At 71.2% G+C, this 11,682-nt stretch carries 7 protein-coding genes; 3 read left to right on the forward strand and 4 right to left on the reverse strand.

What is annotated here, in order from left to right:
- Positions 1 to 74: 74 nt before the first annotated feature.
- A complete protein-coding gene (locus tag NQO67_RS10940; RefSeq protein WP_255949667.1) occupies positions 75 to 2,267 on the reverse strand; it encodes an ATP-binding SpoIIE family protein phosphatase in 2,193 nt (730 codons plus the stop codon).
- A gap of 439 nt (positions 2,268 to 2,706) precedes the next feature.
- Between NQO67_RS10940 and aspS the strand changes: the two genes are divergently transcribed.
- The gene (gene aspS / locus NQO67_RS10945) at positions 2,707 to 4,470 is read left to right on the forward strand and encodes an aspartate--tRNA ligase (RefSeq protein WP_255949607.1); all 1,764 of its coding nucleotides are present in this window, start codon (positions 2,707 to 2,709) and stop codon (positions 4,468 to 4,470) included.
- 220 nt (positions 4,471 to 4,690) lie between these two features.
- On the forward strand, positions 4,691 to 5,578 hold the full coding sequence (locus NQO67_RS10950) for an intradiol ring-cleavage dioxygenase (RefSeq protein ID WP_374118955.1): 888 nt from the start codon (positions 4,691 to 4,693) through the stop codon (positions 5,576 to 5,578).
- A 117-nt stretch (positions 5,579 to 5,695) separates the two neighbouring features.
- Here the strand turns inward: NQO67_RS10950 and metG are convergent, their stop codons facing one another.
- The 3 genes from metG to NQO67_RS10965 all read right to left on the reverse strand — a co-directional run bounded on the left by metG (position 5,696) and on the right by NQO67_RS10965 (position 10,538).
- On the reverse strand, positions 5,696 to 7,312 hold the full coding sequence (metG, locus tag NQO67_RS10955; protein WP_255949608.1) for a methionine--tRNA ligase: 1,617 nt from the start codon (positions 7,310 to 7,312) through the stop codon (positions 5,696 to 5,698).
- A 290-nt stretch (positions 7,313 to 7,602) separates the two neighbouring features.
- Entirely contained in the window at positions 7,603 to 9,144 is a 1,542-nt protein-coding gene (locus NQO67_RS10960) for a VWA domain-containing protein (protein ID WP_255949609.1), read from the reverse strand.
- Positions 9,145 to 9,485: 341 nt separating this feature from the next.
- Positions 9,486 to 10,538: a LysR family transcriptional regulator gene (locus tag NQO67_RS10965; RefSeq protein WP_255949610.1), complete on the reverse strand. Its 1,053-nt coding sequence runs from the start codon at positions 10,536 to 10,538 to the stop codon at positions 9,486 to 9,488.
- 231 nt (positions 10,539 to 10,769) lie between these two features.
- Between NQO67_RS10965 and snpA the strand changes: the two genes are divergently transcribed.
- The gene (snpA, locus tag NQO67_RS10970) at positions 10,770 to 11,441 is read left to right on the forward strand and encodes a snapalysin (protein ID WP_255949611.1); all 672 of its coding nucleotides are present in this window, start codon (positions 10,770 to 10,772) and stop codon (positions 11,439 to 11,441) included.
- Positions 11,442 to 11,682: the final 241 nt, after the last annotated feature.

Here is an 11,682-nt window from a genome sequence, read left to right on the forward strand (position 1 = left end):
GACGACGGACGGAGCGCCGCAGATCCGGCCGGCCCGTTCCGTTACCGTCCGGCCGGGTCCCGTCCGGTCCGGCCCTAGAGGACCGCCTCCGCCGTCCCCGTCATGACCGGCTCCGACGCGCTGCTGACCGGTTCCTGGAGTTCGAACCAGGTGCTCTTGCCCTCGCCCCGCGGATTCACCCCCCAGGCGTCCGCGAGGCACTCGATCAGGACGAGGCCGCGGCCCGACGACGCCAGCTCGCCCGGGCGCCGTTTGTGCGGCAGGTCGTCGCTGCTGTCGGTGACCTCCACCCGCAGTCGCCGCTGTCCCGGTTTCCCGCTGAGCTCGGCGACCACCCAGGCGTCCCCGTCGGTGTGCCTGAGGACGTTCCCCAGCAGCTCGGAGGCGAGGAGTTCCGCCGAATCCACCTGGTCCGGGCTCGGCCAGTCGTGCAGCAGCTCGCGCAGCTGCCTGCGGACGTCGGCGATGCGCTGCGGCTCGCTCTGCACGATGCCCAGCGCGGCACGCCGCCCCACCTTGCGGAGCAGCGGCTTGAGGGTCCTGCGACGGAGCAGCAGCACCGCGATGTCGTCGTCCCGCTGGTCCACCAGGGGCCCGCTGGGGCGCTGCGACAACGGTCCGTGCACGGTCGACACCAGCGTGTCGGCCAGCGCTTCGAGCGCCTCGTCGCCGTGCTGTTCCAGGGTGGACCTGATCCGGTTCCAGCCGCTCGTCATGTCGTACCCGTCGCTCTCGATCAGCCCGTCCGTGCAGATCAGCATGGTCTCGCCGGGCTCCAGCACCAGCCGGGTGCGCGGATAGTCGGAGTCCGGGTCGATGCCGAGCGGCAGCCCGCCGGAGGTGGGCCGCAACAACACGGTGCCGTCGGCGGTGCGCACCGCGGGGTCCACGTGCCCGGCCCGGGCGATCTCCAGCGTCCCGGTGGCCGGGTCCACGTCCACGTACAGGCAGGTCGCGAAGCGGTCGTCGGGCTGCTCCGGCACCTCGCCGTCGGCGGCCGGGCGGCCCTGGTGGTCGTCGCCGGCCGAGATGCCGGCCAGGAACCGGCTGGCGCGGGAGAGCACGGCCTCCGGCCGGTGCCCCTCGGCGGCGTAGGCGCGCAGTGCGATCCGCAACTGCCCCATCACCCCCGCGGCCCGCACGTCGTGCCCCTGCACATCGCCGACGACGAGCGCGATGTGCCCGGACGGCAGGGAGATCACGTCGTACCAGTCACCGCCGACCTGGAGCCCGCCGCCGGTCGGCACGTAGCGGCCCGCCAGGCCGAGCCCGGGGACGTCGGGCCCCAGGCTGGGCATCATGGACTCCTGGATGCCCTCGGCCAGCTCACGCTGCGAGTCCGCCGTGCCCGCCCGGGCCAGCGCCTGCGCGAGCATCCGGGCCACGGTCGTCAGCACCGACCGCTCGTCCGCCGTGAACCGTACGTGGTAGGCGAAGGCGGCCAGCCACGCGCCCACCGTCCGGCCGCCCGCGATGAGCGGCAGGATGGCCCAGGACTTGCGGCCGAACCGCTCGGCCATGGGCCAGGCCCTCGGATGGTGCCGCTGGTACTCCTCGGGTGAGGAGAGGTAGATGGCACGCCCGGTGCGGATCACCTCGGCGGCCGGGTGGTCCGAGTAGAGCGACATTCCCACGAACGGGGCCGCGTCGTTCGGGTCGTGCCCGTGGTGCCCCACGATCCTGACCCGGTCGCCCTCGGCGGTGAAGACGGCGAGCCCGTCCGGGGAGAAGCCGGGCATCGACAGGCCCGCGGCCACCCGCAGCACCTCCGACGTCGACCGCGCCTCCGCCAGCTCGCGCCCCGCGTCCAGCAGGAAGGCCTCGCGTGAGCGCCGCCAGTCGCCGGTGACCTGGGACGGCGCCGCCGCACTCGCCGGTGTGTGGGTGACCTCCTCGATGGTGCCGATCATGTCGAACGAGCCGCCCTCGCGGCGCAACGTCGGCCGGCAGCGCGCCCGGACGATGCGCAGCTCCTGGCCCTGGTCGTCCATGACCCGCATCCGGAACTCACCGACGGTGCCCTCCGTGTACGCGAGGTTCGCGATGCCGCCGGCCTCGTTCCAGTCCTCCGGGTGGAAGCGGGAGCGGGCGGCGGTGGCGCTCAGCCGCACGGACCTGGCGGGCAGGCCGAGCAGGCCGGCCGCGATGGCGTCCAGGACCACGGAGTCCGCCGGCCCGTACCAGCGCCACACCCCGGTCGCCACCGTGTCCAGCACGTCGCTCGCGTCGGGCAGCGCAGCGGTGTCCGCCTCGACGGCCTCGTCCATCGGGGGCAGCGGAGTGTCGAGGGCCGCCACCACGTCCTCGGGCTGCTGCGGGCCGCCGCCGCCGTACTGCAGCGGGTCGTGCCACGCGGGCGGACGAGGCTCCTCATCCCCCGTCTGCGGTAGGGGATCATTGATGCCCATTTGTCCACTGTAGGGAGATCGGGACCAGGTCTGCCAACGGGTGGGGTCCCGGACGGGCAGGGCGGGGCCGTGCCGGGCGGAGGGGCCTGGTGGGGGCGCCGTGCCTTCCGGGGGTGCGGGCGCCCCGCGGCGCAGCCGTCTCGCCGTCGGGCGGACGGTAATCTTGTAGCCCGCTCCGTGCACAAGCTTTTACCGTGTACTTTTCCAAGAGGCTTAAGGCCGCATGAGTCCCTCTGAGGCCCCGCCCGGTCACCGGTACGGTCACCGGCCCGACTCGACGAAGACTGGATGAACGACGATGCATCGGTACAGGTCACACACCTGCGGCGAGCTCCGCGCCTCTGACGTCGGCACCGACGTCCGGCTGAGCGGCTGGCTGCACAATCGCCGGGACCTGGGCGGCATCCTCTTCATCGATCTCCGTGACCACTACGGCATCACGCAGCTCGTCGCCCGCCCCGGCACCGCCGCCGCCGAGAAGCTGGACAAGCTCTCCAAGGAAACGGTGCTGCGCGTCGACGGCAAGGTGGTCTCCCGCGGCGCCGACAACGTCAACCCGGACCTGCCCACCGGCGAGATCGAGATCGAGGCCGCCGACGTCGAGGTGCTCGGCGAGGCCGCCCCGCTCCCCTTCACCATCAACACCGAGGACGGGGTGAACGAGGAGCGCCGCCTCGAGTACCGCTTCCTCGACCTGCGCCGCGAGCGCATGCACCGCAACATCCTGCTGCGCACCGCCGTCATCTCGGCGATCCGCCACAAGATGACCGACCTCGGCTTCAACGAGATGGCGACCCCGATCCTGACCGCCACCTCCCCCGAGGGCGCCCGCGACTTCGTGGTGCCGTCCCGGCTGAACCCGGGTAAGTTCTACGCCCTCCCGCAGGCGCCGCAGCAGTTCAAGCAGCTGCTGATGATCTCCGGTTTCGACCGCTACTTCCAGATCGCACCCTGCTTCCGCGACGAGGACGCCCGCGCCGACCGCTCGCCCGGCGAGTTCTACCAGCTCGACGTGGAGATGTCCTTCGTCGAGCAGGAGGACGTCTTCCGGCCCGTCGAGAAGCTGATGACGGAGCTGTTCGAGGAGTTCGGCGGCGGACGGCACGTGACGTCCCCGTTCCCGCGGATCCCGTTCCGCGAGGCGATGGCGAAGTACGGCTCGGACAAGCCGGACCTCCGCGCCGAGCTGGAACTCGTCGACCTGACGGACGTCTTCGCCGAGTCCGAGTTCAAGGCGTTCGCCGGCAAGCACGTGCGTGCGCTGCCGGTGCCGGGCGTGCAGGACCAGCCGCGCCGCTTCTTCGACCAGCTCGGCGACTACGCGGTCGAGCAGGGCGCCAAGGGCCTGGCCTGGGTGCGGGTCGGCGACGACGGTTCGCTGTCCGGACCGATCGCCAAGTTCCTCACCGAGGGGAACGTCGCCGAGCTGACCAAGCGCCTCTCGCTCGCCCCCGGTCACGCCGTGTTCTTCGGCGCCGGTGAGTACGACGAGGTGTCGCGGATCATGGGCGCGGTCCGTGTCGAGGCCGCGAAGCGGTCCGGCCACTTCGTGGCGGACGTCTTCCGCTTCTGCTGGATCGTGGACTTCCCGATGTACGAGAAGGACGAGGAGACCGGGAAGATCGACTTCTCGCACAACCCGTTCTCGATGCCGCAGGGCGGTCTGGAGGCCCTCCGGACCAAGGACCCGCTGGACGTTCTGGCCTGGCAGTACGACATCGTCTGCAACGGCACCGAGCTGTCCTCCGGCGCCATCCGGAACCATGAACCGGAGATCATGATCAAGGCGTTCGAGATCGCCGGCTACGACAGCGAGACCGTCGAGCGCGAGTTCGCCGGCATGCTCCGCGCCCTCCGCTTCGGCGCCCCGCCGCACGGTGGCATCGCCCCCGGCGTCGACCGCATCGTGATGCTGCTCGCCGACGAGCCCAACATCCGCGAGACCATCGCCTTCCCGCTGAACGGGCAGGCCCAGGACCTGATGATGGGCGCCCCCACGGAACTCGAAGAGGCCCGCCTGCGCGAGCTGAACATCGCGCTGCGCAAGCCGCCGGCGAAGTAGCCGGCGCGCGGCGGGCGCGGGTGTCCCCCGGCGTCCGCAAAGCCCCATTCGCGCGACGTACGCTCGTACGAGTGAAAGGCCCGGGATCATGCGATCCCGGGCCTTTGGCCGCCCAGGGTTCGATCATGGTCAAACCTCGCGAGCCGGTGACAGCAAGTCCACAGTGACTCACAGGGTGCGCACAGCGACCTGGCAAGGATGCGTCCCTAAAGTCGTGTCCATGACAAATCTTGCTTCCGGTAGTGGAACCCAAGGGGACCAGAGCGACGAAGGAAGGCCGCCGGACCTGACCCGGCGCCGTGCCTTGATGGCCGGTGGTGCGGTGATCGCCGCCGCCGGAATCGGGGCCGCCGCGTTCGACGGGGCCGCGTCGGCCGCCGTGCAGCCCGGCGCCGGTGGAGCGGCCTCCGGGAGCCGGGCCGTGGCCAAGGCGCAGGACGCCTGCTACCAGCTGTCCACCGAGAACGTCGAGGGCCCGTACTACATCGACGCCGAGAACGTCCGCGCGGACGTCCGCGAGGATCGCCAGGGCATCGTGCTGACCCTGCGCCTGACCGTGATCGACTCCGTCACCTGCGAGCCGGTGCCGGACGCCGCCGTCGACATCTGGCACTGCGACGCCGTGGGCGTCTACTCCGGATTCGAGTCCGGTGGCGGTGGACCCGGCGGCGGGGCCGCCCTCAAGGGCACCCCCACCACGAACACCCGCTTCCTGCGCGGCACCCAGCCCACCGACGACGAAGGGAAGGTCGAGTTCACGACCGTCTTCCCGGGCTGGTACGTCGGCCGTGCGGTGCACATCCACGTCAAGGTGCACGTGGACGGGGCCTGGACCGACGGCGGCTACGAGGGCGGGCACGTCTGCCACACCGGGCAGTTCTTCTTCGACGAGACCGCGGTCGTCGCCAGCGCGAGCGTGTCCCCCTACTCCACCAACACCACCCGGCGCACCACCCTCGACCAGGACGGGCTGTACGACGGCAGCGGCGTCACCGGTGGTCTGCTCGCCCTGACCTACACCCAGGGCCACATCGAGGACGGTGTCGTCGGCACCATCACGATGGGCGTCGACCCGGACGCCACCCACGACGGCACCGGCGGCCCGTGACGGACCGACGCCCGCACACCCCGCCGGCACCCGCACCACACCGGCCACACGCCACCGCCCCCGCGCGACACGCTGCCGTGTACGCGCGGGGGCGGTGGGTCAGGGGCTATGTCCGGGTCACTGCGCCGGCTGCTCCTCCAGGCGCGGGAAGAGCGCCGCGCCCTTGGTGACCGTCGCGCCGGCCGGCAGCCGGCCCCACTCGGCGGCGCCGGCCACCGGCTGGTCGGCGAGCGCGCCCAGCGACGCCTCGGCACCCAGGGAGTCCCACAGCTTCTGGCTGCTGGCGGGCATCACCGGGTTCAGCAGGACGGCCACCGCACGCAGCGACTCCGCCGCCGTGTACAGGATCGTCGCCAGCCGGGCCTGGCCCGCGTCGGACTTGTCCTTCGCTACCTTCCACGGCTCCTGCTCGGTCAGATAGCCGTTGACCTGCCGGATGAAGTCGAAGATCGCGGCGATGCCGCCCGAGAAGTCCAGCTCCTCGCCGATCCGCCGGTCCGCCTCGGCGACCGCCTTCGTCAGGCCCTCGTGCACTGCCGTCTCCGCCGGACCGTCAGCGGTGGCCTCCGGCAGCACACCGCCGAAGTACTTGCCGACCATCGCCGTCACCCGCGAGGCCAGGTTGCCGAAGTCGTTGGCCAGCTCGGAGGTGTACCGGGCGGAGAAGTCCTCCCAGGAGAACGAGCCGTCCTGCCCGTAGGCGATGGCGCGCAGGAAGTACCAGCGGTACGCGTCCACGCCGAAGTGGGACGTGAGGTCCTGTGGCTTGATGCCGGTCAGGTTGGACTTCGACATCTTCTCGCCGCCGACCATCAGCCAGCCGTTGGCGAAGACCCGGCCCGGCACCGGCAGGACCTGCGCCATCAGCATGGCCGGCCAGATGATCGCGTGGAACCGCAGGATGTCCTTGCCGACCAGGTGCACGTCGGCCGGGAAGGTGGCGTCGAAACGCTCCTGGTCGGCGCCGTATCCCACCGCCGTCGCGTAGTTCAGCAGCGCGTCGATCCAGACGTAGATGACATGCTTGTCGTCCCAGGGGACCTTGACACCCCAGGCGAACGTGGAGCGCGAGATCGACAGGTCCTGAAGGCCCTGGCGCACGAAGCTCACGACCTCGTTGCGCGCGGACTCGGGCTGGACGAAGTCCGGGCGGGACTCGTACAGCTCCAGCAGCCGGGGACCGTACTCGCTCAAGCGGAAGAAGTAGTTCTCCTCCTTGAGGATCTCCACCGGCCGCTTGTGGATGGGACAGAGCTTCTCACCGGCGTACTCACCCTCGCCGTCGAGCAGCTCACCGGAGAGCTTGTACTCCTCGCAGCCGACGCAGTACGGACCCTCGTAGCCGCCCTTGTAGATCTCGCCCTTGTCGTACAGGTCCTGCACGAACTCCTGCACCCGGACGGTGTGGCGCTTCTCGGTGGTGCGGATGAAGTCGTCGTTCGCGATGTCCAAGTGCTCCCAGAGGGGCTTCCAGGCCTCCTCGACGAGCTTGTCGCACCACTCCTGCGGGCTGAGGCCCTTCGACTCCGCGGTGCGCATGACCTTCTGGCCGTGCTCGTCCGATCCGGTGAGGAACCACACCTTCTCGCCACGCTGACGATGCCAGCGCGTGAGCACGTCGCCTGCGACGGTCGTGTAGGCGTGGCCCAGGTGGGGAGCGTCGTTGACGTAGTAAATGGGGGTGGAGACGTAGTACGCCTTGCCACCCTGCTGCTCTGATCCAGTGGCCGCCATGGGCGAAATCCTACTGGCCCGGCAGAGATCGACTCACATCGATAACGTACGGTGACCGGGCGAAGTCGCCCGGTGCCCCCGGGGGGCGCCGAAGGCGCCGGTAAAGGGGCGCGGGGAACTGCGCGACAAGCCCCCACCGGCCTGGTGGTCCGGATACGACAGAAACAGCCCCTTCGGGACGGTGCCGACGTGACGGTCTCGTCGTGGCTTGTCGCTCCCCCACTGCCTTAATGGCGTGGGAGGTACCCCCATCCCCGCGCCCCTTGGTCGGCACCTTCGGCGCCTATGGCTTACGGGCGCCAGGCCGAGAGCAGCCCTTCGTACAACTCGGCGTCGGTGAGCTCCAGCGGCGCCGGCCCCGCGTGGAAGAACGCGGCGTTGTCGGCCTTCAGCTTGCGCAGGTAGTCGAAGCCCTTGGCGTCGTGCTCGCCGAAGGCCACGAACTGGAAGAACAGCGGCAGCCCGGCCGCGTCGGCGAGCGCCTGGGTGGCCGGGCCCTTGGTGTCCGGGGGCCCGTCCGTCTGGAAGACGACCAGCGCCGGGTCCTGGGTGCCGGACTTCTCGTAGTCCGCGACGACCTCCTCGATCGCACGGTGATAGCTGGTGCGGCCCATCCGCCCGCACGCCTCGTGCAACTCGTCGACCTTGCCCTCATAGGCGTCCAGCGTCAGCTCGCCGGTGCCGTCGATGTCGGTCGAGAAGAAGACGACGCGCACGGTGGCGTCGGCGTCGGTGTGCGCGGCCAGCGCGAGCACCTGCTCACCGAGGCTCTGCGCGGAGCCGTCCTTGAAGTACGGGCGCATGGACCCGGACCGGTCCAGCACGAGGTACACCCGGGCCCGCGTTCCCGCCAGCCCCTTCTCCGCCAACACGCTCTCCGCGGTCCGATACGCGGCCACCAGACCCGGCGCCCGCTCTTCGACCTGCGCCGAGCCGTTGCCGGTGTCGGTGGCGGCCCCGTCGGCGGTGGCGGTGGCCTCGTCGGCGGTGGTCTCGTCGGCGTCGGCGGAGGCTGCGGGGGTGCTCTCCGCGGCTTCGCCCTCGTCTGCGGGGCTCTCGTCGGCCGCCGTGGGGGTCTCGTCGGCGTCCGTGGAGGCGGCGGGGGCGTCTTCCGTGCTGTCGCTGTCGTCCGCTGCGGCTGCGGGGGTGTCCTCCGCGGCTTCGGCGGCCACGGAGGACGCGGCCGGGGCTTCCTCTTCGGCCTCAGCGACCTCGGCGGCTTCAGCGGCTTCAGCGGCTTCAGCGGCGGGTTCTTCCGCGGGCTCGTCGGCCGACGGTTCAGCCGGCTGCTCGGCTTCGGGCGCTTCCGGAGCCTCGGAGGTCTCGGAGGTCTGGGGGGCCTCGGGGGCGTCTTCCACGGGCTTGGTCTCGTCCGCGGCCTCGGCCGAAGGCTCGGCAGCCTCGGCCTCGGCCTCGGCGTCGTCGGCGTCGTCAGCGGCTTCGGCGGTCTTGGGGGTGACGTCCCCGGGCTCCTCCTCGTCCGAGCTGTCGCCGGCGCTCGGGCGCTGTGCCGCCGGCCGGGACGTCTCCGGGGTCACCCGGTCGAACGTCGACGCCACCAGGGCATCCGCCACGGACGCTTCGGGCGAAGGCCGGGCGGTCGGCACCTCGGCCGCCTTCGCGGAGCCGGAGCCCGCAGCCGTTCTCCCGTTCTCCTCGGTCGCGGTCGACTTCTCTGCGGTCGACTTCTCCGCGGTCGACGTTCCCGAGGCCGCCCCGTCGGCCTCCGAGGCCTTCGGCGCCGTGGCTTCCGGCGTCGCAGCCGCTGCCTCTTCGGTGGCTGAAGACCCGGTCTCCGAACCCTCGCTTGCCGGAGACGTCGGCGTAGCCACAACGGCGGGCTCCGCGTCCTCCCCAGCCCCGCGCCCCTTGCGCGACCGGCCGAACGCATTCCGCAGGAGACCGAGAATGCCCATGTGCGCAACCCTCCGCGTGAGTTGTCGTGCTCTGTTCCTTGGCGATCCTGGAGAACCCTGGCCAGGACGGACACGTAAGGTTAGCGGTCACGCCACGTGATCTTGTGAAGGGCTATGGGCGGCCACCGTCGCCACCCGGTCACAACGCGCCGACCAGCGACGATGGGCGCCGACGTCGCCCCAGCGGCCCCGTTCGCCACGGTAATCGGACCGTCACGCTCTCCCGCGTCCGAGTGTCAAAGAGCCTTCGTCCCGTGTCAAAGAGCCTTCGCCCCCCTGAACGCCTCCGCGCCCCTGAACGCCTCCGGACCCCGGAGCACGTCCTCCTTCCCGCGCGGTTCCGGCACGGCGATGGACTGCGCGGCCCTCAGGGGACCCGAGGCCGACGTCCGGCGGCGCAGCCAGTCCCGGTACACCGGTGCCTCCCAGGCCGCCTCCCAGTACGCCTCCTCCAGCTCCTCGAAGACGCCGTCCAGCTCCTCGTCGGTGCGGGCGGCGAGCAGCAGCCGGACGCCGATCGGGTCGCCGTGCAGGGGCTTTATGACGAACTCGGGGCGGGTGCGTCCGGTGGGCTGGCTGACCGTGACCACATCGCCGGTGGCGACCATGTGGGACGCGGTCAGGTAGTCGCCGTGCAGGATGTGCGGTTCCCGCCCGATCGAGCGGAACACCCGGCACACCGCGTCCCGTTCCCCGTCCACCGTGGCGTCCACCATCCAGCGGTCGTCGGCGAGGTCGCTGAGCCGCACCTCCGGGTCGGCCGCCGCGGGATGGTGCACGCCGATCGCCACGAACTGCGGTTCACGTTCGACGAGTACCCGGGTCCGCAGGCCCCGCGGGACGCGCAGCGGGCTGCCCTCGACCTCGTGCACGAACACCACGTCGATCTGGGCTTCGGCGACCATGCGCAGCAGCGCGTTGGAGGACACGTCCATCTGGAGGGTGGGCTCGATGCCCGGCGGGCGGGACCGCAGCCGGCGCAGCCAACCCGCCAGTGCCGGGCTCGCGGTGGCACCGATGCGCAGATGGGGTCCGGGCGTGCGGGCGGCGACCGCCCGCGCCTCGGTGATCAGCGCGGACAGGTCGGCGATCAGGGGCCGTGCGCGGCTGAGCACGGCGCGGCCGAGCGCGGTGGGACGACAACCGGTACGTTCCCGGGTGAAGAGTGGTCCACCCAGGGCGTGCTCGATCCGGCGCAACTGGGTGCTCAAGGAGGGCTGGGCCATGCCGAGTTCACGAGCGGCCTTGTGCAGACTTCCCGTGTCGGCGATGGCGCACAGCACGCGCAGGTGCCTCACCTCCAGCTCCATGCCTGCCGAGACTACGGCTGCCCCCAGTGTGGCGCCAGAGGGTGAAAAGCCCTACTAGCGACCGAGTTGGCGGCCGCACCGGGGTGCGAGCCGGAAGCTGATAGCTCCGTGCTATCCCCAGGTGCCATCATCCGCAAGGTGGGGCCGCTCCGTGACACTCCTACGTACCGACCGTTCGTTCACCACCCCACAGCTTCGAACGGTCACCGGAGTTGAAGAGGAGCCCCCCACATGGCACGCACCAAGACGGGCAAGCCCAGCAAGAGACTTGTCGCCCTCGCCGCCGGCCTCGGCCTCGCCGCTGCCGCGCTCGGCACCGCCGTCCCGGCCGCCGCCCAGAGCGCTCCCACGGGCACGCCCGCGACGTGGGCGAAGTACGAGAAGTCCGCCGAGAACGCCGCCAACAACAAGGCCTTCTACGACGCCATCATGAAGATCGCCGCCGAGAAGCGGGCCGCACACCCCGAGCTCAAGAGCGTCACTCTCTACTACTCCAACCAGGCGCCGAGCTTCTCGTCCTACATATCCGCCTCGACGTCGCACTGGAACAGCTCGGTGAGCAACGTGAAGCTGGCGTCCGGCGGCTCCGACTTCACCTACTACGAGGGCAACGACCCGAACGGCTCGTACGCCTCCACGGACGGCCACGGCAGCGGGTACGTCTTCATCGACTACACCCAGGCCACGCAGTACGACGACACCCGGATCGTGGCCCACGAGACCGGTCACATCCTCGGCCTGCCGGACCACTACTCCGGCCCGTGCAGCGAGCTGATGTCCGGCGGCGGCCCCGGCACGTCCTGCACCAACTCGTACCCGAACTCCACCGAGCGGTCCCGCGTGGACCAGCTCTGGGCGAACGGCCTCGCCAAGTCGCCGGGCGAGCTGCACACGGTGCGCTGATTGAGCTGGCCGGGGCCCGGCACCGCCCTGCCCCGGGCCCCGGCCTTTCACCCCCCACCGCACCCGCAACACCCCCCCCCACCCCACACGCGACACCTCCCCACGACACACCCCCCCCGCACACCCCCCACCACACCAGCCAGCTCACAGGGCACCAGCCGTCCCGCCGTCACCAGCCCCCGCCTCCCCCCCCCCCCCCCCCCCCCCCCGCCGCCCCCCCCCCCCCCCCCCCCCCCCCCCG

This window comes from Streptomyces odontomachi, assembly GCF_024435355.1.
Lineage (GTDB): Bacteria > Actinomycetota > Actinomycetes > Streptomycetales > Streptomycetaceae > Streptomyces > Streptomyces odontomachi.

Coding starts and splice junctions, on each gene's coding strand:
- NQO67_RS10940 (WP_255949667.1), bottom strand. CDS start 2,267: ATGGACGAGGCCGTCGAGGCGGACACCGCTGCGCTGCCCGACGCGAGC.
- aspS (WP_255949607.1), top strand. CDS start 2,707: ATGCATCGGTACAGGTCACACACCTGCGGCGAGCTCCGCGCCTCTGAC.
- NQO67_RS10950 (WP_374118955.1), top strand. CDS start 4,691: ATGACAAATCTTGCTTCCGGTAGTGGAACCCAAGGGGACCAGAGCGAC.
- metG (WP_255949608.1), bottom strand. CDS start 7,312: ATGGCGGCCACTGGATCAGAGCAGCAGGGTGGCAAGGCGTACTACGTC.
- NQO67_RS10965 (WP_255949610.1), bottom strand. CDS start 10,538: ATGGAGCTGGAGGTGAGGCACCTGCGCGTGCTGTGCGCCATCGCCGAC.
- snpA (WP_255949611.1), top strand. CDS start 10,770: ATGGCACGCACCAAGACGGGCAAGCCCAGCAAGAGACTTGTCGCCCTC.